The organism is Endozoicomonas sp. (assembly GCF_031844845.1).
In the GTDB taxonomy this organism is placed as follows: Bacteria; Pseudomonadota; Gammaproteobacteria; order Pseudomonadales; family Endozoicomonadaceae; genus Endozoicomonas.
The window spans coordinates 16881-40060 of the sequence record NZ_JAVRMB020000246.1; the positions used below are offsets into that span (position 1 = coordinate 16881).

A 23180-nucleotide genomic window follows, 5' to 3' on the forward strand; every position below is an offset into this window, starting at 1 on the left:
TCTGCAATGGAAAGCTGGCAACTGCAAACTCTCTTCATGGCTTTTATCATGAAATGTTATTTACAGTGACTGCATCTATCAACCAGGTAAGGGGAAAGGGTATACCATCCATGACCAGAATGACCATCAGGGCTGAAACTGTTATAAAAAGGGCTGGGTCTCTGATAAAAAACGGTAAATCCCTTCCTGTTGTCTTTGCTTTTTTTCTTTTTGGTTGCGCCAGTCAGAATGTTCAGCAGGAAAGTGCTGCGGTTGTTATTGCTGATGTTGTTGAGAGTGTTGTTGAGAATCAACCAGTTCAGGAAGAAGAGCCAGTTATCCCATTTGAGGCTGAGACGCTTTATGACCTGCTGGTAGCTGAAGTAGGCGGTCAGCGGCAGCGCTACGACCTGGCGCTGGGGAATTACCTGAAGCAGGCCCATAAAACCCGGGATGCCGGGGTTGCTCAGCGTGCTTATCAGGTTGCAGTTTTTGTTGGTGCAAGACAGGCGGCGCTGGATGCATCATTGTTATGGGTGGAATTACAGCCGGACAATCTGGATGCATTGCATGGGTCGGCTATTGAGCTGGTTTATGCCGGTCAGTTCGATAAAGCTTTTGTACAGATGGAGAATCAGATTTCTCTGGGTGGATCCCCGGGTTTTGATGTACTTGCCAGTGCAGCGGGTGGCTTGAGTGGGGCAAATGGGGAGACGGTTCGAAGCGATCTTATCAGGCAGTTCAACGGGCTTGTACGGGAATATCCAGACTTTCGGGTGATAAAGCTGGGTAAGGCCATTCTTCTGCAGCAGGCCGGGGAATATACGTCAGCCCTGTCTATTGCTAATCAGTTATTGAAACAGGATCGTGATTTTGTTCCTGCCATAATGGTGAAAGGGCGAGCTCTTAATAAGTTGAAGCGTGATGATGAGGCTGAGAAAATGCTCTCTGAAGCGGTTGAGCGCCATCCGGATAGAAATCGACTGCGTCTTCTTCTTGCCAGGGCTCTCGTTCATACGGATAAACTGGATCAAGCCCGGAAACAGTTTGAAATCTTGCTTGAGCAGGCTCCCGGGGAAAGTGACATCGTATTATCGTTGGCGCTGATCACCCTGGAAAATGATATGGAGCAAGATGCGGAGCAATACTTTCAGCGTTTGCTGGCTATTGGTGAGAGAAATAATACTGCCCACTATTACCTTGGTCGTTTGAATGAGAAACAGGAAAAGTATTCCGCTGCAAAAGAATATTATCTTTTGGTCGGCCCGGGCAAAGAGTTTATGGCTGCGCAGGTAGCGATGAGCCAGATGCTGGTAGAGCAGGGCAAGCTGGATGAAGCGCTCACTCATGTGGGAGAAGCAAGAAATCGTAACCCGGCACGAATGGAGTCGCTTTTTTTGCTGGAAGGAGAGCTTCTGGTCAATGACCTCCAGCTGGAACAGGCACTGGTGCTATTTGAGCGGGCGCTGAAAACTAATCCGGAATCAGTTAATCTGCTTTATTCCCGGGCAATGGTTCATGAGAAATTGGATGATCTGGCAGGTTTGGAGAAGGACCTGCGGGAAATTCTCAAGGTTGAGCCGGATAATGCAGCAGCACTCAATGCACTGGGTTATACCCTGGCTGACAGGACCGATCGTTTTGAAGAGGCAGAATCTCTTATCTATCGTGCCTATGAGTTAAACCAGGAGGACCCGGCCATTATGGACAGTATGGGTTGGGTACAATTTCGTCTTGGGAACTATGAACAGGCAGAAAAGTACTTGAGGATGGCATACACCCAGATCCCCGATGCTGAGATAGCCGCGCACCTTGGAGAGGTTCTCTGGGTTAAGGGAGATCGTGAGGCCGCCCGTGGATTGTGGGCAGAGGCATTAAAGAAAAGTCCGGACAGCCAGATTCTGAAGGACACGATGGATCGCCTGACTGAATCTCACTTTGATGATCAGTCGGAAACCGTAAGTACGGCAAAATAATGGTTGGATATTTATTGGTATGTCTTTTTGTATAAACTCTTTTTGTATAAAAAACGAGAACCCCTTTTCCGCTGTGCGGCTCGCATTTGTTTTTATTCTCTTTGTCCTCTCTGGTTGCGCTACCCGGTCAGTTGATACGGGTGGGCAGGTCAGCTACGAAGAAAGAGAGCAGCGCTGGCAGGCTAATCAAAAACGCCTGAACCGGCTGCAGACGTGGCAGATGACCGGGCGACTTAATCTCAAGGTTCCTGACCGCTCAGGTACCATGTCGGTTGACTGGCGACAGCAGAGTGATCGATACAAACTGTTTCTGGATGGGCCTTTTGGTGCATCTATTGCGCGTATTAGCGGTGACCATCAAGGGGTATCGGTCACTGCATCGGATGAAACCCGTTATGGACCTTCACCCGAACTGCTGCTTTATTCCCTGACTGGCTGGCAGTTTCCTGTCAGTCATCTAAGGTTTTGGATCAAAGGACTTCCTGCCCCGGGTGGTGATGCCCGGATAACGCTGAATGACCTTGGCTATCCTGAGAAAATTAAACAGGCAGGCTGGGATATCGTGTATCAGCAGTACGGATTGGGTAAAGGTCAGCGGCTGCCGACTCGTCTTGTCGTGAGCAAGGGTGATGTGCGGTTAAGTCTGGTGGTTAATAACTGGCAGTTTTAAAATCCTGGTTAATCTTATATACGCATCAGGGCTCCAGACAAGAAAGTCTGGCCTGGTGTTTTTTTCAGGTCATTATTGCAGCGCTATCTAGCATAAAAACGTTCTCTGGAGTTTTGTGGATGTTGACAGAACTGGTATTGCCAGCCCCGGCCAAGCTAAATCTTTTTCTTCATATCATTGGTCGTCGACCTGATGGTTATCACAACCTGCAAACGCTTTTTCAATTTCTGGACTTTGGTGATCAGCTGACTTTTATGCCGGGTGATACCCATTCGGATATTACTCTGGCATCCGACCTTAAAGGGGTCGCGCCTGAGGATAATTTGATTGTCAAAGCTGCACGGCTTTTGCAGTGGGAAACCGGTTGTCATCAGGGGGTGCAGATCCGGCTGGATAAACAATTGCCCATGGGGGGCGGTCTGGGTGGTGGTAGCTCCAATGCAGCCACTACCCTGTTAGGGTTGAATGCATTATGGGGATTGGATCTTACCATTGACCAGTTGGCTGCCTTTGGTTTGCGCCTGGGAGCAGATATTCCAGTATTTGTTCGTGGACACAGTGCTTTTGCCGAAGGGGTGGGTGAGATTCTGACACCGGTAAATCCCGATGAATACTGGTACCTTATTGTTATTCCGGATGTGCAGGTTAATACCGCCTCAATGTATGGGCATAGGGATTTGACAAGGGATTCATTGCCCATTAAAGTTTGCGCCGCTTTTGACCACACTCTTGATAACAGTTCTGATCCGCAGCGGCGAAATGATTTCGAGCCTCTGGTTCGCGCGCTGTATCCCGAGGTTGAAAAAACACTCTCGCTGTTGGATAATCTCGCAGATTCGAGCATCGGGCGAGCCATGATGAGTGGTTCGGGGGCATCAGTATTTGCCCGGTTTGCCAGTCGCGAACAGGCGTTAGCGGCACAGGTTGAACTGTCTCTTAACGTTTCTCGTCCTGAGATTGCGGATGACACATCAAAGCTACACAGCTTTGTGGCGCGCGGTATTAATCGTTCGCCGCTGCATACAGCTTTGCAGCATGCAGGTTACCCCGTAACGGGGTAGCACTTGCGGTTTTTTTCGCTCATGTTTTTTTTCGCTCATGGCTGTTTTGCCCATGGCTGTTTGATGTTAACTACGATAAGTCGGCCTGGATTGTGCACGGATTGATAGAGATATTTACTGGGGTGTCGCCAAGCGGTAAGGCATCAGGTTTTGATCCTGACATGCGGGGGTTCGAATCCCTCCACCCCAGCCAGCTCTTCATGCAGAGTTCCATGCGTGTGCCTCGTTATACCGGAAGCCATTCCCTTGTGACGGCTTATGCTGAATTTGCAGACAGTCCGCTGTCTGACACCCCTCTTGGTAATCGATTTTTCCACCTACATCCAGTCTCTAAGCAAGGTAATTTCCCGTGTCGAAAATGATGGTGTTTGCCGGCAACTCAAATCCGGATTTGGTTCATAAAGTTGTCAATCACCTGCATATCCCTCTTGGTAAGGCTTACATTGGCCGCTTCAGTGATGGCGAATGTGCTGTTGAAATTCAGGAGAATGTCCGTGGTCGGGATGTGTTTATCATCCAGTCAACCTGTGCACCGACCAATGACAACCTGATGGAATTGCTGGTGATGGCGGATGCCATGCGTCGTTCTTCTGCAGTACGTGTTACTGCGGTGCTGCCTTACTTTGGTTATGCCCGTCAGGATCGTCGACCACGCTCCAGCCGTGTTGCCATTAGTGCCAAGGTGGTGGCTGATATGATTGCCGGTGTCGGCATTGACCGGGTGCTCACTGTTGATCTGCACGCCGACCAGATTCAGGGTTTCTTCGATATTCCTGTGGATAACGTTTATGGCTCTCCTATTCTGCTGGATGATATTGAACGTCAAAATTTCAGTGATGTGATGGTGGTTTCACCTGACCATGGTGGTGTAGTCAGGGCTCGTGCGGTTGCCAAACGCCTGAACACTGACCTGGCTATCATTGACAAACGTCGTCCTGAAGCCAATAAGAGCGAGGTCATGAACATCATCGGTGATGTTTCCGGGCGGACCTGTATCCTTGTTGATGACATGGTGGATACTGCCGGCACACTCTGTCAGGCAGCATTAGCTCTGAAAAATAAGGGGGCAAAGGCTGTTTACGCTTACTGCACACATCCGATTCTTTCCGGTCGTGCACTGGAGAATGTTGCCAATTCCGAGTTGGATGAGCTGGTGGTTACCAATACAATTCCTCTGAGCCCTGCTGCGCAGGCACTTGAAAAGATACGTCAGCTGGATATGTCGCCGCTGCTGGCGGAGTCTGTTCGCCGTATCAGCAATGCTGAATCGATCAGTGCGATGTTTCAGTAATTTTGAAGGGTGACAAAAAAGCGGATGGAGATAAAATCTCCATCCGCTTTTTGCATTTCTGAGTTATTGGAAGAGGCACTGTGGAAAGTGTGGTTTTGGGGGATTACTGAATTACATACCAGGGTCCATCATTGTCCTTTGCATGGATTTTTCATCTTCCAGAATATAGTTTTTTTTGCCGTGAAAGAAAATTGCCGCGGAGTCACTTTGGTAAGACCATTAACGTGAGGCTATGTTTAGGTCGTGCCAATCGGATGCTGATTTTTTTATCGGTGACTAGTGATTTCACAGATGGTGAAAGTATGGAGCCAAGAGTAGCAGGTCATAAAGGTGCTCAGTATCTATCGATTACTGGAAAATCTGAGAGTGATAGGGTATTTGGTAAAAATAACAGAGGTAGAAAAGTCAGGGAAGAAAAGTCAGGTAAGTTGCTCGGGATAACGGGAAGGAGCGATGAAGCAGAGCCCTCCTATTGGTCTTTGTGCTTATCCTTGTGTTCGTTTCGGCGTCGAGACATTGAGGTTGTGCCTGAAGGGGCAGGAGCAAGTGTCATGGGTTTAAACGTCGGTTGGACACCCGAATGGAAGGAGGCATTAGCCTCTCATGAATCAAATATCATAGGTTCCGGTGGGAGTCAGGGTTCATCAAGGTGCTTGAATCGCTCACTTGACAGTGGAGAAAATGATTTTAATAGTGTGATTGCCCTGTTCGATAAGAAGCTGAAAAAAATGGAGGAGGCGAACATGGAGGAATATTTATTGACAACGGGTTCAGAAGCAGCTCAAAAAGAGATTGCAATTTCTTCCGGTTCGCATCAGGAACCCGGCGGTAGTAATCCTGTGAATATGGATAAGATGATTGATGGTCTGTTCTGTTCCGGAGAGAGTACACAGTCACCTGCTTCAACGAAGAGTTCATTGCATTATGAAGAAGATCTGCTGTGTGATGATATTATTGAATTTTGAGTATTATACCGATCAGATTGCGCAGCAGTAATGAGAAAAACTTCAACGGAGAACGGTGGAAAGCAGTGCTGAAAGCCATCCACCGGTAAAAATAATGATTGTAAATACCGGTTGTTGAGATTTTCGTGCGAGTGTTTTGCGTTAGAAGTGAGACAGTTGAAAAAAAATACAACGAATGCAACAAGCCTTGCTACACTTGCCCTGCGCGGGTCTTTTGGTCGCAATAATACAATCATTTCTCTGTTTTCAAAGTAATGATTGTGTTTAGGACTTGCATAAAGGCAGCTTGAGCCCTGGATCATAACAACGAATGTTGCGCTCGTTGCGGTTTTAATCAAGAGTTACAAGTACTCAGCAAGCTTCGGGAAACTTATTTTGCATTTTTACGTCATGCCGGTATGATGTCGCACCTTTGAATCCCTTTGTGGGGTTCTATTTAAAATTCTTCTGAAAACTATTTTTGAAGAGATCTGTCGCGCCCGGTCGCAAGGCGGCGATGGAGTTATTGGAGATAAGCATGTCTGAAGCAATCGTATTAAACGCCACAGCACGTAAGGATATTGGGAAGGGTGCGAGCCGCCGCCTCCGTCGTGCTGATCTGGTGCCAGCTATCATCTACGGCGGTGAAGCAGAGCCTGTTCAGATTACTCTGGAAGGCAAAGCTATCCGTAAGGCTCTGGAAGTTGAAGCTTTCTACTCTCAGATTCTGACCCTGACGGTTGATGGCGCCAAGCAGCAGGCTATCCTGAAAGATCTGCAGCGTCACCCGGCTAAAGAGTTCGCTATGCATATGGACTTCCTGCGTGTTGATGCAGACCATGAGATCACTACTCATGCTCCTCTGCACTTCATCAATGAAGAAGAGTGTGTTGGTGTGAAGGCGGGTGGTGCTATCGTACATAATCGTGTAGAAATCGAAATCAAGTGTCTGCCAGGTGACCTGCCAGAGTTCATCGAAGTTGACATGGCTGCTGTTGAAGTAGGTGGTCACGTTCATTTGAGCGATCTGACTATTCCTGCGGGCGTTGAAGTTCTTGCTCACGGTCAGGATCTGGATATTGCCAGCGTTCAGGCTCTTCGTGGTGCTTCTGACGAAGAGTCCGAAGCGTCTGCTGAAGAAACTGGCGAAGAGTAAGCATAAGGAGGCGATGGCATTATGGCAAAATCTTCGGAGCAGTCGATTCGACTGATTGTGGGGCTGGGAAATCCTGGAGCACAATATGAAGATACCCGTCATAATGCCGGCTTCTGGTATGTTGAGCAGCTGGCAAGAAGCCATGGTGCAATCTTGCAGCCGGAAAAAAAGTTTTTCGGAATGGCGGCTCGGATACAAACAGGCGGACAGGAAGTTCGCCTGCTCAACCCCACAACTTTTATGAATCTAAGTGGTCAGGCTGTTGGGGCTATGGCAACTTTCTTCAAAATCCCTCCTGAATCCATTCTTGTTGTCCATGATGAACTGGATCTGCCTGCTGGTGCTGGCCGGTTGAAGCAGGGTGGTGGTCATGGTGGTCATAACGGCCTGAGAGATATCATTTCATCTCTTGGAAACAGCCGTGAATTCCTGCGTCTCCGCCTTGGGATTGGTCACCCTGGAAATAGTAAAGATGTGGTTAACTATGTGTTGACCAAGCCCTCTGTTGCTGAACGGCAAAAAATAGATGCCGTTATTGATGAGGCTATCCGCGTCACACCTGAAGCTTTGAATGGTAAGCGATCCAAAGCTGTGCAGGAACTGCATACTTTTTCTGCCTGAAGAATGAAACTATCGTTTTAATAACTCTGATTACTTAATAGATGTATTTAGTTCGGGTACAGGCCAGTATTCCTCTTTTTTAAGTTGTTTCCCCTCCGAAGCAGGGCGTTATCAGGTCTGCAAACTCAATACCCGCATGCCTTGTTCCATGTTTATCAAATCCTGTTGTTTTTATCGTGCTGCCTATTTGCAATTAACTTGTTTATTGCGGGATGCCCACCCCGGGAGAGGGCGGGTATGCAAGTCTAATATTCAGAAGTTGACCAGCGGTATAGGCCGTTTGTAGCAATAAGCCCTAGTCCAACTTGTATGATTGCATATATGGGGATTGAGGATGACAGTGTACTGGCTATCAGATAAATCAATGTGGCTGATCCTGCAATTTCTACGGTAGCCAGAACTCCACCAGCGGCACCAATCAAACCGGGAATGCTTTTCATGCCCAAAGAGTGACTGATTGTGCCGGTAAATGGGCTTGATGCTTTCCAGACCATATTGCTGTACGGGTGCCTCTGGGCGTAATCAGGAAGGTTGGTTAATGATGGGAATTGATCAATGAGCTCCCAGTCACTGACCAGTGCGTGAAGAATATGCCTGTCACCCTGACGGCTAATGAATGCGTCAGGCTGGACGTCAAACTTCTGATGACCGCTGTCTTCCCCGGTAAGTTGTAGCTGTCTGGTTGCTTCAATAAGCTGATACATGCTGTCCTGGTCGGGTTTTGCTCCAGTGGCATTGTTATGAAAATGAAGCTGGTTTCTGAGCAGTAGAGAGGTAGAGTCAACTGAATAATCGTCATTTGAATCATCTTGCCTTTGCGCGATTTCAGCGCCTGTTATATCTGCAGGCAATGAGCCAATTCCCCGCTTGCTCAGTGAAAGGACAGCAAGGACTGGCCGGGGGCTGATAATTCCATTTTCTGAGTGGTGACATAAAAGAGCATCTATTGTGTGGGTTCCATCAAAATTTAATTCATTCAATACCCTGATGATGTTTGGAATAGCCGGTCTGGCTCGTTGTTTGGCTTCATCGGGTTCTGTTTCTGGCTTGGGCTCAGGTATCAGAGACAGGTGCGATATTTTTTTAATACGTTGATCATGGCAGTAGTAATTGTTTGATGTTTGTATAGCGGCTTCCGGTAGTGCTTCTTGTAGAGAGATTGGTGGTGAGCAGGGATCAATAAAATCATCTGCCGGAGCAAGGATATGTTCTCTGCCGATGAGAATGCCTTTGGTTATTCTCTTTTCTCTGGCTAAGGGAGATCCTGCGCAGTGGTCAAAATGGATGGCCACGACTGGTGGGGCGTCTGAGTGTTTTTCAAGACGGTACCCGGTAGCTTCGAAATATGAGAAATCTGGCTCGGCTGTCTCTATAGGCTGTTCTGTTGGCGGTGAATTTTCTTCACCGGAGGCCAGCCAGGGAAAAGCTGCCAATACGAGAGTCATCTTTAAAAATACGAGCTTCATTAATTGATTCACAGACTTTCCGACCTTGGTTGTTAAGACGTTGTGTCTTGAGGGTTCAAAAAGATTCGATACGGTGTTAACCGGGGATTAAATCGTTTTTAATTTTGCCGTGAAAGAAAAGCGTTGAACCACAAAGACACAAAGGCACAAAGTTTTTAAAAGTGCTTTTCTTTCATGGCCTGAGGGTGACGAACCATCGTCATGCAGTATTTGAGTGCTGCATGTTGAACGTTTTGACAATTTTTTTTGTGGAAAATTCTCTTGATGAATAAATATGGGTTCTGGTTATTTCAATGATTGCTGTTAGTGTTTTCCGTAATATCGTTAATAGTTGTACTGTCGTACTGTTACGCCAGTACAGGCCGCTTGGATAAATTGAGCAAGGTATGAAGACTGAACTATGGTTTCAGGTGATCAAGCTGCTGCATGGCCAGCAGGATGTGGAAGCACTTCATGATGTAATGAGGGTGTTACTGACTCAGGAAGAGCGAGAAGCTATTGGCTCAAGGTTGGCCATAATGCGGGCCCTGCTTTCGGGAGAGGAGTCTCAGCGAGAGATTGCCAGGCGGCTTGGGGTCAGTATCACCAAGGTTACCCGCTGTTCAAATTATCTGAAAACGTTACCGGGTACTGAAATGGCAATGATTGAAAAAATCTAAATAGCCGGTGTTTTGTTTTAAAAAGAGTTTCATAAAGTAGTAGGAATAATAATGTCAGAAGCAGTTATAACGGAAAGTTCTGCGGATTCTGCCGGGAAGCAGGGTTCAGTTCTTGGGGGAACAGTGATTGTTGCCAGCACCGCCATTGGTGCTGGTATGTTTTCACTGCCAGTAGCCACCAGTGGTCTCTGGTTTGGCTACTCTATGCTGCTGATGGTTTTTACCTGGTATTGCATGTACAGCGCTGCGATTTATCTGCTGGAAGCCAACCTGCGCTTGCCGCTGGGCGTCAGCTTTGACTCTATTGCAGAGGGAACCATTGGTTCTGTTGGTCGTGTTGTCAATGGTGCCTCAGTGGCCTTTCTCTGCTATATCCTGACTTATGCCTACATATCCGGTGGCAGTTCAATTATTACTTACTCGCTGGAGGCGGTGGATGGCGTTTCGTTGTCCCCTCCCATGGCCAGCTTTATTTTTGCGCTGGTGCTTTCAGCCATTGTGATGACCGGCACCCGGGCGGTGGATAAAGTCAGCACCCTCCTTATTGGCGGTATGGTCATTACGTTCCTGTGGAGTGTCAGTGCTCTGTTGGGTAATGCGTCTCCAGATTACCTGATGCCAGGCTTATCATTTTCTGAGGCATTTCCTTTCTCTTTCGGTGCGCTGGGCTTTCTGACCGTTAGCTTCGGTATGCAAACCGCTGTGCCCAGTATTACCCGTTATCTTAATAAAGATGGCCGGAAAGTAAGGTTTGCACTGCGTGTGGGTTCGTTGCTGGCTTTGGCATTTTATGCGCTATGGCAGTTCAGCTTCTTTGGCAATCTGCCGAGGGACGCATTTCCAGCCATTATCGCTGCGGGTGGTAATATTGGCGATATGTTGGGAGCACTCTCTGGCTCTGGTCTGAATGCAAATGTTGCCTCTGTACTGCAGTGGTTTGCCAATATGGCGGTGGCCAGCTCATTCCTTGGTGTAGCGCTCTGTCTGTTTGACTATATTGCTGACCTGTTTGGTTTTGATGGCAGTTTTGGCGGACGTTTAAAAACGGCAGCTATTACCTTTATTCCACCCACCTTGTTGGGCGTATTCCTGCCTGATGGCTTTATTACTGCCATCGGGTTTGCCGGACTGGTGCTGGTGGTTTTCTGTATTCTCTCTCCGGTTGTGATGGCCTGGGTTGGGCGTCAAAGGGGAGAAGGTGGTTATCAGGTCCCGGGTGGTAAGCTGAGAATGGCATTGATCTTTATGTTCGGTATTGTTGCCATGGTACTTGCCGGGCTGGACCTGTTGGGTGCTTTGCCAAAATTCGGTTAATCCAATCCACCCTTCAGTTTTTACTGAAAATATGAATGTGTGTGAGCGCTTGAAGGATGAGATTCAAGCGTTCTACTTATAAATTTGTCCATAAAATTATCTGAAATTTTTTCCTCCAGTCTTTATAATTCGCCCCAAACAGCCTTGGGCTGGAAATGCTGCCTGATTTTGAACCTCTCAGGCTTCTTGAGGTTGAAAGAGAGGTTGCAAGCAGCATTTTCACAGTAAACAAATATCTTCAGGAGCGAGCAGAAGCGCTATGGGTTTCAAATGTGGCATCGTTGGACTGCCAAACGTTGGTAAGTCAACGTTATTTAATGCCTTAACCAAGGCGGGAATTGGTGCGGAAAATTTCCCTTTCTGCACCATTGAGCCTAACGCCGGTATTGTGGCCATGCCAGATCCGCGTCTGGATAAACTGGCTGCCATTGTTAAGCCTCAGCGAGTATTGCCTACCACGATGGAGTTTGTGGATATCGCGGGTCTTGTAGAGGGTGCTTCCAAGGGCGAAGGGCTTGGTAACAAGTTTCTGGCTAATATCCGTGAAACGGATGCCATTGCTCATGTTGTTCGCTGCTTTGTGAATGACAATGTCATTCACGTGGCAAACAAGATTGACCCCCGATCTGATATTGAAATTATCAATATGGAACTGGTGCTGGCTGATCTGGAAAGCTGCGAAAAACAGCTGCAGCGTGTGGTCCGTTCTGCCAAAGGTGGAGACAAGGATGCGGTGGTCCAGAAAGCCATGCTGGAGCGCATTATTCCTCATCTCGAAGCAGGGAACGCGGTTCGCTCCCTGGACATGAGTGACGATGAGCGAAAACTGGTCCCGGTATTTCACCTGCTGACCATCAAGCCCACGATGTATATTGCCAATGTGGATGAAGAGGGTTTTGAGGATAACGAATACCTGGATACTGTCCGGGAAATTGCCGAGCAGGAAGGTGCCGTTGTTGTGCCGATCTGCAACAAGCTGGAATCTGAAATCGCTGAGTTGGAAGATGACGAGCGGATAGAGTTTCTGGCCGATCTGGGCATGGAAGAGCCAGGTCTGGATCGTGTCATCCGTGCGGGTTATGAGCTGCTCAGCCTACAGACCTATTTTACTGCGGGTGTAAAAGAGGTCAGAGCCTGGACAGTTAAAGTGGGAGCGACTGCACCACAGGCTGCGGGCGTTATCCATACTGATTTTGAGCGTGGTTTTATTCGTGCTGAAGTCACCAGCTATGATGATTTTATCAAATACAATGGTGAGCAGGGCGCGAAGGAAGCAGGACGTCTGCGGGTAGAAGGTAAGGCTTACATTGTTCATGATGGGGATGTAATGCACTTCCTGTTCAATGTTTAAGGAGTTGTTCCGGAATAACTTACACATTTCTAACTCTCCACACCAAAGCAAAACAGGGTCGGTATCACAACCAATACTCTAAAATCGTGGCAGGAATACCATGGGAGGTAGTTATTCTTGCCATTACTGGTGAATATCTGCCTGCACTGTGTTTTAGATTTATGGGTACCTGACGCATATCCCAATATGCGACGGTGAGTTTGATTTGTCGTAAAGCCGTATGCATTACGGATCTGAGTCAGAGGGGTGGCGAACTACAGGAAACTGTTGGTGAGTCAACCTTTTACGGCGATTAAATTTATCAATACGATAAATAGGGGAGTTTTTATGGATGTACTGTTCTGTTTATTATGAATGCTTCGCAACAGCGAAGGAATTTCGACAAAAAATAAATCATTTCCTCGATGAAACTTTACCCGAAATGGGTGCTTCGTTGATCAGCAGGATTGACGACAGTTTTCATTTTCAGATGTCAAACCCTGCATCTTGAATTCGCTTGGGTATAAGGGGGGGGGTTGAACACTTACTTTGACTTATTCCAGAACCTCTTCTCGTGTTGGATTCAGAGGACTAAGTTCTGCCATGGCATGGGAACCGGTTTCAGCTTCAAGCTTGCCTTCACCACGGTTCTGGTTATAGTGTCTCTTCGCATAACACGCACCGATCCCTAAAGTGCCTAACGTTATAAACACCCCACCGACAACCCCTAGTGCAAGACCTAATGTATTACTCATGCCGGCAATGGGGCTGCTATCAGCATTCTTTGAAGGGTAATAGGCAGATATATCCTGTTGTATTGACGCCTCTGACTCAGAAGATAGTACCGGTTGATCTGTCCCAAATTCTACACTGAACTCATCCACAGACATGTCTGATCCAGCAACATTCATCGAGGTCATGGCTGTCTGAGTATTATTCGTCGAAGCGCTATTCATCGAAGCGCTATTCATCGTCGCTATGTCTGGTTCAATACCACTCATCGTGGTCCTGGCTACCTGGGCAGATATATCCTGTTGTGTTGACGCCTCTGACTCAGAAGATAGTACCGGTTGATCTGTCCCAAATTCTACACTGAACTCATCCACAGACATGTCTGATCCAGTAACATTCATCAAGGTCATGGCTGGCTGAGTATTATTCATAGTGGTTATGTCTGGATCACTACTACTCAGCATGGGTATAGTCGTGGCACCCTCAGATTGTGCCGGTGTTGTTGCTTTTTCTGACAGGTACGGAGTGCATTTGTCGTTAATACTATTTCGATTATCACTAATTAGATTGTTTTTAATTCCATTCTCGGCGTTTTTAAGTGCCGCTCTATATCTTGGTTTTGTATAGGGGGTTTCATGAGAATAGAATAATTTTGGAAACCAGATTCTGCCACATGGTTGGCCGTCTATTTTAATTTGAGCCGTTTCTGAAGATGTACAAACTGGCGATGTGGTTATTACAGGTATTGTGTTTTTTTGCCTTTTTCTGGTTGCCGTAAAAGCCATTTGTAATGGGATGTCGTCTCTATCGCAATCATCACCGCCTGGGCAGTCGAATAACTTAATACCGTCCGAGAAATATGGAGAGTAAGGATTATTATTGTTTGCCCAGTCATGTATCATACGTCCATACTGTTTTGTAATTGCTTTTATAATTTCTTCTGGTACATCATCGGATGCATCAAATGAAAAAGTGCTCGCATTATCTAAATCAACCTTAGGTACGTAAACACTGATTTTATAGTCACGTTCGTTTATTGTTATGACCGTATCTATATTACGATAATTATCGCAAAAGATATGATTAGCAGTCTCACCAATGTTAGCAGAAGTCGCTCTGAGTATACTTATTTTGTCGCCTTGATACTGACGCGACAGATATTGATAGGTCATGTCAGTCAGAGCAATTGGAAGGCATGCATCTTCGCTGTTAGCCAGCTTGGTTCCATAAGCCATCAGGCATCCACCAATTATCACTAATTTACAACAGAGTGTCTCGGGACACTGTATTACCTGGTTCGCAATTCCAGCAATGTTTCTGCTGACATTTGATAAATAGCGTTTTGCTGTGGCAGCAAGCGGGGAGGCGACTTTGTTAATGACCATGTCTGATATCAGTCTCCAGCGACCTGTGGATGCTGAGGCATAAGTTCCCTGCTCAGAGCTGGTTTCCGATCTTTCCGCTTTAACTCCGGGGTGGACAGTAGATATCACCTCTTGATTATTTACAGCGTAAACATTGCGCCCCTGAGAAGTGCTTTTAACTTGGGGTTGTTGGGGTTGGTCAGGCCTGCCAGATAACCCACGTGAATCCGTATTTAAGGAGGTACTGAGATCATACATTATTTGAATTCTCTTCGGTTTTTTAGCGTCAATTAAGTGGTAGTGACTTTGGTTTGCTTTCATCTTGAATTCGTAGCTTTATGATGAAAGAACATCTGAGATTTCAATCGCCCACACGAGTGTAGACTAAAAGTCTTCCTTGATAGAACTACACTGTAGAAGGTAGGTGGTGGGTCAAACTTGTGATTGCTGTATAATACGTCGTATGACTTGTTATACAGCTCGAGTTTGGAGCTTTCCATACACGGATATTTATAAAAGTAATTTAAGAAAAAAAGAAAAACTCCAGACATCAAATTTAGTACGATCAAAACCACTGAAGTTTCGAGCTATGAGCAGTTATACTGCTTTCGACGAAATACTATTCGTATGATTGTTTTATTTTCAGAAATTAGCTCAGATTTTTGCGGTATCGGTTACGGCAGTCCCGGATTCAGGGCTGAGGAAAAATAAAATGTCGATTTTATTCTGGGGTAATTCCTGAGAAGCGCTTTTAAAGCGAGTTATAAAGGCACGTGAATGTGTGCCTCTGAAGTAATCAGCCTATCTTTATATGCCGATTAATCGCACTGTAAAGTTCTTCTTCCAAAAAAGGCTTGCTCAGGATGGTACAGAACATTTTGGGCAGGCAAACTGTTTTCACTCGCTCCGGATCACCCGTGCGGCCACCGCCCGTCATTCCGATAATGGGTAACCCCGGGCAGAGAGTACTCAATTTTGCGGCCAGGGCATTACCTTCCATTTCCGGCATCAATATATCCGTTAACACCAGATCCACGGATTCATGCTTTATCAGCTCAATAGGGAAAGCTGGGGTCAGGTCTTTCCTTTTGAAAGTCATTAGTCGTTTAAAATATCAGAAAACTGGGCTCAGGAGAGAATTCAAGAATCAAGACTTGACCCCAGTTTTTCTTGGCCTGACGAAGATTCATGGAGCTAACTTATCCTGGTGAGGCTTACCCTCGATAAAGCATTCTTTAACAATGCTGCCTGACTCATTATCCAAAGACAGAGTTAGGTCGTAATGTGTTAGAACTTTACATCTGAAGCATGCACCATCACCGTCAAGATGAAGTTCAGAATCTGATTTGGTCAGGACACCTCTTAGTAATCCGTGTTTTATATCCTGGCCACAATGGTTGCATTTCGTCTTGAAGCTGTTGACTTGATACTCACCGAGTATGATAGGTAAGTCTTGATCTACGGAAACTGACATTTCCCATTTTCTTAGTCTATCCATAACCTGCACCACTCCAGATCAGTCGTTGTTTTTATCATATCATCAGAATAACTGATCAAAATAGTCATGAATACTGCTAAAAATTACTATATTTAGATCTTTGGGTATTCGGGTTTGGAGTATGGGCAAAGGATTTGTGTATGTGATGATAAATCCATCAATACCGAAAATATTGGATATGGTACAGGTTGGAAAAACGGAGCGTTCTCCAGACGAAAGAGCCCAAGAACTATCAGCGGCGACTGGTGTACCGACTGCATTTATACTTGCATTTACAATTATTACAAGCAATACGGCTACAAAGCAGCAGTGATGGGAGCCAGCTTCAGGAATATAGATGAAATACGACAACTGGCTGGCTGTGACTGCCTGACGTTAGCCTCTCCTTTATTGGATGAGTTAAGCCAAAGCCATCAGCCTCTTGCTCATAAACTACGTAATTCACCAGTACAACTGATAAAAAGCCCGAGGTAATTTCAGAAGCCTACTTCCGCTGGGCATCATAATGATGATGCCATGGCTACGGAAAAACTTGCCGAAGGCATCAGGCTTTTTGCTTTAGACCAAACCAAACTTGAAAAAATTCTAGAAAATTTAATATGGTAAAGCAAAAGGTGGTTCCGCCAAGAATAAATAATCTTTGAATTTGTACGAGATAATCAACCACAAGCATATACATTCGTAGACTATTCGGATCAACACCAGCTGATATAAAAATAAGGGATCAAATAGGTCCCTTACCAATCATCAAATACGGATACCCAAAATATCCCAACAAACAAAACTAATCCCGCTAATCTCCTGCGCCTTGGCGCGAACGAGCGCTACTTTCTACCAATACGTCCGCACCGATACGCTTGATTTCGGCCCAGAGCTCACTGTCTATTTCGATACCATGATCAACCGTGTATTCTTTATTTACAGCAACCTGTTCTGCACTAATATAACGGCTATTATGATTGCCAGATGAATATTGCAAAGAGGTTGTGAAGTCGACCCTGGAACTACAGATAATCGTGATGCTTTGTTTGTCACCCGCATCGTTCGATGACATATCTGTTGTGGATTCGCTATAACTCGGATAGCGTGCACCTGCTTTAATGGCGGCAGTATGTTCTGTCACTGTTGTGCTGCCATTCTGCCAATAAGCCGCAACACTGATACCTCGGCGACCACAATCAGTCAGGGCTTTAAGGATAAACATACGGTTGTGACAATTATGTACTGTGATTGTTGAAATACCTGCTTCCAGTGCTTTTCCGTGTGCCAGGTCCACCGAAGCGGCAATACAGTTCAGTGCACTACGGCCATTACTGTCGATGATCGCCGAAGTGCTGTCCTCATACACTACGACGCTCATTGCTTTATCGCGGTCGGATCTAATATAACCCAGCGCCTGTTTAAGCTCGCGCAGCCCGGACAATCCATGCTTTTCCAGCCACAAAATCATGTTGGCAGCGTCTTCATAGTTACCCACAAAATAGCCACTGGCTTCAAAGCAGCGATACAGTCCGGTTTTCAGTTCATTCATTGAAATATTCATAGCGCAGCGCCTTCTTCTGTCGCTTCTGTAACTTTTATAACTCCCGTAGCTTGTTGCGGAGTCAGTGGCATAAACCAGTTGTCGTTAAACGCTTTGCCAATATCCTCCAGCAATGGTGCTCCCTGGTACATGGTATTACGCACCCACAAGCGAGAGCGCGGATCAAATTTACTGACTCCAAAGAAAGCCAGCTTGGCACGTAGAAGGTGCATGGGCAAAATATCCCGATGCAACAGGTTGGCCTGAATATCGCCGTAAAGACAGCGGTTCATGCTTTGAATCCGACGTACAATACCTCGCAGCTTCGGCTGCGCCACCATCAACCGCGCAGTATTATGATCAGGAAATTCGGCAATATAGCCGATCAGCTGGTCATAACATTTACGCACCGCATAACCCACCCCCAAAGCCATTTGTTTTTCTTTGCCCTTTTCTTCCAAAGCGTTACCCAGGCGAGGCTCCATTTTTTCTTCCGAGCGATACCAGAAAATATCCCGGGCACCTTCCGCACGAAAATCAAACTTCAAGGCCCAATCGTAACGCTCTTCAATAACAGCTTTCAGAGTCTGTACCGGCATTAATGGGTCAAGGTCCAAAAATTCTTCCGCTGAGCAATAATCTTCAAGTTCGTCCACCAGTTCCGGATATAACTCCAACAAAACAGACACCAGCAACTCCTGTCCCTGTAATGAACAGTGCTGTTCACTCCAGTGAATCAGGGCATCCCAGTTATCAACAGGATCACCCACCTGTTGATACAATCCCTTCAGATCTTTTATCACCTGCTTATTATTAGCCCCTTGCCATACATCTTCAGTAACGATCTGCCGGGTATGAAGCATGCAGCGATCAAGCAGTTCCCTGAACTTTCGCTGCACTTGAGCATCAATATTTCCCAGTACTCTGACCCGTGCTAGTGCCAGTTCACGCATTTCTATCCACTGATTGATCAGCAGCGGATGGTGGATCAAGAAGGGTGCCATGCCCAATCCAGTGGAGTTACCAATACCAACATATCGTTTAATATCGGAGTCCATGGTGGTAAACGTTTCGGGAGACCGGTGGCGCGCGATATGTTCTGCCTGGAACAGGCTAAAGTCTCGCAACATAAAGCAAACAAACATCTCGGCGGAGAATGGGCGGGCAAAATCCGGCCAGCGGGATTGTACTTTTTCCCAATCCGCCATCCCCAGTTTGCCACTGCCATAAACGGCCGTTGTTCTGTAGAGGTAACCAACGTCAGCAATTTTCTGCACATCAGGTTGCTGTCCTGCTGCCAGCGTATTAACAACGTAATCGAAGTTGCGGACGCTCCGGTTGGCACGAGATAAAACAAAAACACGGGCATCCACACGACCTGCTTCCTGCCTCGGAACATTTTGCCGCAGTGTTTCCAGATAGTGATCATCGATCTCACCAGCCACCAGTGCCATGGTCAAATCCCACTGTTCGGCAATGACACGATCGTTACGCGCTTCCGGGCTTAGGTGGGTCGAGAATAAAACGAAGCTGAACAGCCCATGGGGTGCTTTCACCTGATAAATGACAGTACCATATCCATCCTGATCCAGTTCAAAGCGGGAAAGAGCAATCTGCCAGCGTTCCCGCATAATTTTACGAATCAGTGACCGCATAAAACTCAAACGACTTTGGTGCATGGCTCCAAGACGTTCCAGATCCATGACCTGGCTAACTGGACGTAATGGCAGAGTATTATCGCCTCGCAAAGAAGCATGAATATATGCAGATGTAATCATTGTTATTATCCTCAATTATCGGCGAATATAATGCTGAAATCCGGTATCAATCCTTATAGACGTGGATGTGCGATGAATTTTTAGTCCTGTATCTGTGCATCCTTATGCTATAGCGGACACAAGGACGTAATAGAGAAGTCATTTTTACTGATAATTATCGAGCCATCTTACGGAGCTATCATCGTCGAAAGCGGCAGGGATACTCAAATCAAAAGGTTATATATCTTGATAAGATAAACTTATCGAAGCTTGATGCAGTATTGCTTTTTCGCCATATCCGTCAGAAACATGCAGCTTAATAGGCTCGATTATCTATCAGGCAACTAACGTCAGCTACCAACAACGTCCAGAATGACATTGATCAGGGCCTGAGCGGGAGGACTCAGGGACTTATGACTGAGCTGTACAATACCAGTGCACCGCAAAATATCCGGTGAGGTTAAAGGCACAAAACACAGTTTTTTATTACCATCAGGAAACGCATAGCGTGGCAAAGTGGTAATACCCATGCCAGCCTCCAGCATAGCGACCAGCGAAATCATATTAGATATGTAGAACTGTGAATCCTGCAACAAGGATGCTGCTTCGGTATTTTGCAATAACTGTGATGTTCCATTATTAATCAGACGATGCTCACACAATTCCTGCCAGTGCAAATTATCCTTTTTAGCGATTGCGTGGTCCTTCGGGCAGACAACACCAATATGGTCTTTCCAGATAGGAGTGAACTGCTTGTCTGCATGTTCATTAGGAGGAAATTGATTACAGATACCAAAATCGACTTGCTGTTTTTCCACCATTTTTAATACGGCATTGGAATTATCATCATAAAAACTGATATGCAAGTCAGGTGCCTCAGCCACAAATCGTACCAGAATTTCAGGTAGTACCTGACTGGCAATTGATGGTACGCAGGCAAGACGCAAATGGCCGGTTTTATGTCTGGCTAATAACGCCATATCTTGTGCCAGCCGGTCATGATGAGCAACCAGATCCTTCGCTTTAGGTATAAATTCACAACCGAACGGCGTCAGCTCTGTTTTTGCTGTACGAGCATTACGTTTTTCAAACAATGATTCACCCAGTTTATTTTCCAAATCCTGAACCGATAAGGAGATGGCCGGTTGTGATCGGTGAGCTTTTTTTGCTGCGGCATGAAACCCTTTCAGTTCTGCAACCCAGATAAAATGACGTAACTGTGTGATTTTGAAGTTCAGAGGCATAATAAGTAACTCTTATCAGATAATATAATTTATTAATTTTTATTATTAGTTGATCGCTTTTATGATACAAGCAGCAATTTTGTGGAGGTGACTATGTCCGACTCAGTTTTCAAAAATTATATTTCGGGCCAGTGGGTAGCGGGAAATAAAAAACCTATTGCAAATATCAGTCCCGCTGACATCACTGACGTTGTAGGCCATTACGCCCAGGCCGATCAGGAACAAACCCATGCAGCGATTACTGCCGCCAAGGCCGGGCAGCTTGAGTGGGAAAAGAGCGGTCTTGAACAACGCTACTCAGTGCTGATGGCGATTGGTGATGAACTGATTGCCCGTAAAGATGAACTGGGTGCCATTCTGGCCCGGGAAGAAGGTAAGACCCTGGCAGAAGGTGTCGGTGAAACTTACCGTTCCGGCCAGTTCTTTCGTTATTATGCGGCTGAAGTCTTACGCCAGATGGGTGAGACTGCGGATTCTGTTCGTCCGGGTGTTGAGATTGAAACACGTCGTGAGCCGGTGGGTGTTGTTGGCATTATCACCCCCTGGAATTTTCCAACCGCAACCGGAGCCTGGAAAATTGCTCCGGCCCTGGCTTTCGGTAATGCCGTGGTCTGGAAACCGGCCAATCAGGTTCCCGCCTCTGCCTGGGCTTTGACTGAAATAATCTCCCGTCAGGATTTACCTGCAGGCACCTTCAATCTGGTGATGGGGCCGGGTGCTGAAGTAGGCGACACCCTGATTAACTCCCGCGACATCAATGCCCTGACGTTTACTGGTTCTCTGGAAACTGGCCGCAAGGTGGCCGCTGCAACGGCTGCAAACCTGGTGAAATGCCAGCTGGAAATGGGTAGCAAAAACGCTCTGGTGGTATTGGACGACGCTGATCTCGACATCGCTGTTGAGTGTGCAGTTAGCGGTGCCTTCGGAGGCACAGGCCAAAAATGCACAGCATCTTCCCGCCTGATAGTAACAGAAGCTATTCACGACCGTTTTGTCGAAGCCGTTATTGATCGCATGAAGCAGCTGGTGATCGGTCACCCTCTAAAAGAAGGCGTTCACATTGGCGCAGTGGCCGATGCCCGTCAGATGGAACAGAACCTTGTCTATCTTGAGCTTGCCAAAAAAGAAGGCGGCACTCTCATTTATGGCGGTGAAGTACTGACCGAAGAGACCGAAGGCTACTATATGCAACCGGCACTGTTCACCGACACAACCAACAACATGACCATCAACCGTGAAGAGGCTTTTGCCCCCATAGCCTGTGTTATCAAAGTGAAAGATTATGCCGAAGCACTGGCCACTTTAAACGACACCAATTTTGGTCTGACAGGTGGCATCTGCACCACATCCCTGAAATATGCTTCTGACTTCAAACGTAATGCCAAAACCGGTTGCGTAATGGTCAACCTGCCAACTGCCGGTACCGACTATCACGTACCGTTTGGCGGCCGCAAGGATTCCAGTTTCGGATCTCGTGAACAGGGAACCTATGCCAAAGAGTTCTACACCATTGTGAAAACCACCTACATCCGGGCTTAACAGGGAGCAGGTTTATGAGTCAAACACTGCATAACGAGCTGATTGTCATTGATGGGCTCCAGTACTCTAACTGGAACCGGGAAATCTTTGAACAGCTGCATGCAGGTGGCGTAACGATGGTGCACGCCACCATCGTTTACCATGAACAGATTCGTGAAACCTTATTGCGAATAGCACAATGGAATCGTCACTTCGAAAACAACGGGGATCTGATTATGCCCGTGAAGGGTACGTCGGATATTCGCCGTGCCAAGGAGCTGGGTAAGGTAGGCGTTATGTTCGGCGCACAAAACTGCTCTTCCATAGAAGACGACATTGGCATGATTGAAATCATGCGTGAACTGAACCTGATGATCATGCAACTAACTTATAACAACCAGAGCCTGTTAGCCTGTGGCTGCTATGAAGCAGAAGACAGTGGCGTGACCCGATTCGGGCGGCAGGCCATTGCCGAGATGAATCGTGTAGGCATGGTGGTAGACATGAGCCACAGCGGTGAACGCAGCACTCTGGAGGCCATTGAAATATCAGAGCGTCCCATTGTTATATCTCACGCCAACCCCACAAGTTTTCATGCAGCCAAGCGCAACAAGTCTGACACCGTCCTGAAAGAACTGGGTGATTCCGGTGGGCTGCTGGGCTTCAGCCTTTATCCATTTCATCTGAAAAATGGCTCTGATTGTACGCTCGATGACTTCTGCGACATGGTCGCACGCACAGCAGAACTGATGGGGGTTACACAGATCGGCATAGGTACTGATCTATGCCAGGACCAACCGGTTGATATTCTGGAATGGATGCGCAACGGACGCTGGTCAAAAGCAATGGATTATGGCGAAGGCTCCAAAAATAATGCCAGCTGGCCGCAGTCACTGCCCTGGTTTAAAGACAGCCGTGACTTTCCCAATATAACCACCGGGCTCCTTGCCCGGGGTTTTACTGCGGATGATGTCGCCCGAATTATGGGATTAAACTGGCTAAACTTTCTGGAGGACGCTTTGCCAGCAAACTCTGAACAAAAGGTCGCACACTGATAGCGGCCCCCTGATTCCAATAA

General features: G+C 46.7%; 20 protein-coding genes and 1 tRNA gene. 15 read left to right on the forward strand and 6 right to left on the reverse strand.

Features of this window, described 5'->3' with window-relative positions; genetic code table 11:
• Window positions 1-110: 110 nt before the first annotated feature.
• The 8 genes from RM811_RS13240 to pth all read left to right on the forward strand — a co-directional run bounded on the left by RM811_RS13240 (window position 111) and on the right by pth (window position 7698).
• A complete protein-coding gene (locus RM811_RS13240) occupies window positions 111-1955 on the forward strand; it encodes a tetratricopeptide repeat protein (RefSeq protein WP_402525019.1) in 1845 nt (614 codons plus the stop codon).
• Between the two features lie 73 nt (window positions 1956-2028).
• Entirely contained in the window at window positions 2029-2625 is a 597-nt protein-coding gene (gene lolB / locus RM811_RS13245) for a lipoprotein insertase outer membrane protein LolB (RefSeq protein WP_402525022.1), read from the forward strand.
• Between the two features lie 119 nt (window positions 2626-2744).
• Window positions 2745-3686 carry a 4-(cytidine 5'-diphospho)-2-C-methyl-D-erythritol kinase gene (gene ispE, locus RM811_RS13250; protein WP_402525025.1) on the forward strand — a complete coding sequence of 314 codons (942 nt, stop codon included), beginning with the start codon at window positions 2745-2747 and terminating at the stop codon, window positions 3684-3686.
• A 118-nt stretch (window positions 3687-3804) separates the two neighbouring features.
• Window positions 3805-3879 (forward strand) — tRNA-Gln (locus RM811_RS13255).
• Window positions 3880-4035: 156 nt separating this feature from the next.
• Window positions 4036-4977 carry a ribose-phosphate pyrophosphokinase gene (locus RM811_RS13260; RefSeq protein ID WP_402525027.1) on the forward strand — a complete coding sequence of 314 codons (942 nt, stop codon included), beginning with the start codon at window positions 4036-4038 and terminating at the stop codon, window positions 4975-4977.
• Window positions 4978-5108: 131 nt separating this feature from the next.
• Window positions 5109-5942 carry a hypothetical protein gene (locus tag RM811_RS13265; protein WP_402525030.1) on the forward strand — a complete coding sequence of 278 codons (834 nt, stop codon included), beginning with the start codon at window positions 5109-5111 and terminating at the stop codon, window positions 5940-5942.
• 517 nt (window positions 5943-6459) lie between these two features.
• Complete coding sequence (locus tag RM811_RS13270; RefSeq protein WP_402525033.1) at window positions 6460-7077, forward strand: 50S ribosomal protein L25/general stress protein Ctc; 618 nt, start codon at window positions 6460-6462, stop codon at window positions 7075-7077.
• Window positions 7078-7098: 21 nt separating this feature from the next.
• Window positions 7099-7698: an aminoacyl-tRNA hydrolase gene (gene pth / locus RM811_RS13275; protein WP_402525035.1), complete on the forward strand. Its 600-nt coding sequence runs from the start codon at window positions 7099-7101 to the stop codon at window positions 7696-7698.
• 245 nt (window positions 7699-7943) lie between these two features.
• On the opposite strand, the gene RM811_RS13280 is transcribed toward pth, so the two are convergent.
• Window positions 7944-9164: a hypothetical protein gene (locus RM811_RS13280; RefSeq protein ID WP_402525037.1), complete on the reverse strand. Its 1221-nt coding sequence runs from the start codon at window positions 9162-9164 to the stop codon at window positions 7944-7946.
• A gap of 386 nt (window positions 9165-9550) precedes the next feature.
• Between RM811_RS13280 and trpR the strand changes: the two genes are divergently transcribed.
• The 3 genes from trpR to ychF all read left to right on the forward strand — a co-directional run bounded on the left by trpR (window position 9551) and on the right by ychF (window position 12488).
• Window positions 9551-9823, forward strand: coding sequence for a trp operon repressor (gene trpR, locus RM811_RS13285; RefSeq protein WP_402525039.1), 273 nt, complete (start codon window positions 9551-9553; stop codon window positions 9821-9823).
• A gap of 51 nt (window positions 9824-9874) precedes the next feature.
• Window positions 9875-11137 carry an amino acid permease gene (locus tag RM811_RS13290; RefSeq protein ID WP_402525041.1) on the forward strand — a complete coding sequence of 421 codons (1263 nt, stop codon included), beginning with the start codon at window positions 9875-9877 and terminating at the stop codon, window positions 11135-11137.
• A gap of 259 nt (window positions 11138-11396) precedes the next feature.
• Complete coding sequence (gene ychF, locus RM811_RS13295) at window positions 11397-12488, forward strand: redox-regulated ATPase YchF (RefSeq protein WP_402525043.1); 1092 nt, start codon at window positions 11397-11399, stop codon at window positions 12486-12488.
• Between the two features lie 533 nt (window positions 12489-13021).
• Here ychF and RM811_RS13300 read toward each other — a convergent pair.
• Both RM811_RS13300 and RM811_RS13305 read right to left on the reverse strand, forming a co-directional pair.
• The gene (locus RM811_RS13300) at window positions 13022-14884 is read right to left on the reverse strand and encodes a hypothetical protein (RefSeq protein ID WP_402525045.1); all 1863 of its coding nucleotides are present in this window, start codon (window positions 14882-14884) and stop codon (window positions 13022-13024) included.
• A gap of 475 nt (window positions 14885-15359) precedes the next feature.
• Complete coding sequence (locus RM811_RS13305; protein WP_402525047.1) at window positions 15360-15662, reverse strand: response regulator; 303 nt, start codon at window positions 15660-15662, stop codon at window positions 15360-15362.
• A 520-nt stretch (window positions 15663-16182) separates the two neighbouring features.
• Here RM811_RS13305 and RM811_RS13310 point away from each other — a divergent pair.
• Together RM811_RS13310 and RM811_RS13315 are read left to right on the forward strand one after the other, a co-directional pair.
• Window positions 16183-16374 carry a GIY-YIG nuclease family protein gene (locus RM811_RS13310; protein WP_402525049.1) on the forward strand — a complete coding sequence of 64 codons (192 nt, stop codon included), beginning with the start codon at window positions 16183-16185 and terminating at the stop codon, window positions 16372-16374.
• The gene (locus RM811_RS13315) at window positions 16374-16535 is read left to right on the forward strand and encodes a transaldolase family protein (protein WP_402525052.1); all 162 of its coding nucleotides are present in this window, start codon (window positions 16374-16376) and stop codon (window positions 16533-16535) included. The genes RM811_RS13310 and RM811_RS13315 overlap by 1 nt, the downstream gene beginning before the upstream one ends.
• A 319-nt stretch (window positions 16536-16854) precedes the next feature.
• On the opposite strand, the gene RM811_RS13320 is transcribed toward RM811_RS13315, so the two are convergent.
• From RM811_RS13320 to RM811_RS13330, 3 genes are all read right to left on the reverse strand, one after another.
• Window positions 16855-17604 carry a DUF3726 domain-containing protein gene (locus RM811_RS13320; protein WP_402525054.1) on the reverse strand — a complete coding sequence of 250 codons (750 nt, stop codon included), beginning with the start codon at window positions 17602-17604 and terminating at the stop codon, window positions 16855-16857.
• Window positions 17601-19361 (reverse strand): hypothetical protein, encoded by a 1761-nt coding sequence (locus tag RM811_RS13325; protein ID WP_402525057.1) that lies wholly within the window; start codon window positions 19359-19361, stop codon window positions 17601-17603. Before RM811_RS13325 ends, RM811_RS13320 begins: the two co-directional genes overlap by 4 nt.
• A gap of 329 nt (window positions 19362-19690) precedes the next feature.
• A complete protein-coding gene (locus tag RM811_RS13330) occupies window positions 19691-20584 on the reverse strand; it encodes a LysR family transcriptional regulator (RefSeq protein ID WP_402525059.1) in 894 nt (297 codons plus the stop codon).
• Between the two features lie 93 nt (window positions 20585-20677).
• On the opposite strand from RM811_RS13330, the gene RM811_RS13335 reads away from it, so the two are divergent.
• The gene (locus tag RM811_RS13335; RefSeq protein WP_402525062.1) at window positions 20678-22123 is read left to right on the forward strand and encodes an aldehyde dehydrogenase family protein; all 1446 of its coding nucleotides are present in this window, start codon (window positions 20678-20680) and stop codon (window positions 22121-22123) included.
• Window positions 22124-22137: 14 nt separating this feature from the next.
• On the forward strand, window positions 22138-23157 hold the full coding sequence (locus RM811_RS13340; protein WP_402525065.1) for a membrane dipeptidase: 1020 nt from the start codon (window positions 22138-22140) through the stop codon (window positions 23155-23157).
• Window positions 23158-23180 lie beyond the last annotated feature (23 nt).

What these genes read in the sequence shown, in the direction of transcription:
- RM811_RS13240 (WP_402525019.1), top strand. Translation starts at nt 111, where the DNA reads ATGACCAGAATGACCATCAGGGCTGAAACTGTTATAAAAAGGGCTGGG.
- RM811_RS13290 (WP_402525041.1), top strand. Translation starts at nt 9,875, where the DNA reads ATGTCAGAAGCAGTTATAACGGAAAGTTCTGCGGATTCTGCCGGGAAG.
- RM811_RS13320 (WP_402525054.1), bottom strand. Translation starts at nt 17,604, where the DNA reads ATGAATATTTCAATGAATGAACTGAAAACCGGACTGTATCGCTGCTTT.
- RM811_RS13280 (WP_402525037.1), bottom strand. Translation starts at nt 9,164, where the DNA reads ATGAAGCTCGTATTTTTAAAGATGACTCTCGTATTGGCAGCTTTTCCC.
- trpR (WP_402525039.1), top strand. Translation starts at nt 9,551, where the DNA reads ATGAAGACTGAACTATGGTTTCAGGTGATCAAGCTGCTGCATGGCCAG.
- RM811_RS13315 (WP_402525052.1), top strand. Translation starts at nt 16,374, where the DNA reads ATGGGAGCCAGCTTCAGGAATATAGATGAAATACGACAACTGGCTGGC.
- RM811_RS13325 (WP_402525057.1), bottom strand. Translation starts at nt 19,361, where the DNA reads ATGATTACATCTGCATATATTCATGCTTCTTTGCGAGGCGATAATACT.
- RM811_RS13300 (WP_402525045.1), bottom strand. Translation starts at nt 14,884, where the DNA reads ATGAAAGCAAACCAAAGTCACTACCACTTAATTGACGCTAAAAAACCG.
- pth (WP_402525035.1), top strand. Translation starts at nt 7,099, where the DNA reads ATGGCAAAATCTTCGGAGCAGTCGATTCGACTGATTGTGGGGCTGGGA.
- RM811_RS13335 (WP_402525062.1), top strand. Translation starts at nt 20,678, where the DNA reads ATGTCCGACTCAGTTTTCAAAAATTATATTTCGGGCCAGTGGGTAGCG.
- RM811_RS13305 (WP_402525047.1), bottom strand. Translation starts at nt 15,662, where the DNA reads ATGACTTTCAAAAGGAAAGACCTGACCCCAGCTTTCCCTATTGAGCTG.
- RM811_RS13340 (WP_402525065.1), top strand. Translation starts at nt 22,138, where the DNA reads ATGAGTCAAACACTGCATAACGAGCTGATTGTCATTGATGGGCTCCAG.
- ispE (WP_402525025.1), top strand. Translation starts at nt 2,745, where the DNA reads ATGTTGACAGAACTGGTATTGCCAGCCCCGGCCAAGCTAAATCTTTTT.
- ychF (WP_402525043.1), top strand. Translation starts at nt 11,397, where the DNA reads ATGGGTTTCAAATGTGGCATCGTTGGACTGCCAAACGTTGGTAAGTCA.
- RM811_RS13270 (WP_402525033.1), top strand. Translation starts at nt 6,460, where the DNA reads ATGTCTGAAGCAATCGTATTAAACGCCACAGCACGTAAGGATATTGGG.
- RM811_RS13310 (WP_402525049.1), top strand. Translation starts at nt 16,183, where the DNA reads ATGGGCAAAGGATTTGTGTATGTGATGATAAATCCATCAATACCGAAA.
- RM811_RS13330 (WP_402525059.1), bottom strand. Translation starts at nt 20,584, where the DNA reads ATGCCTCTGAACTTCAAAATCACACAGTTACGTCATTTTATCTGGGTT.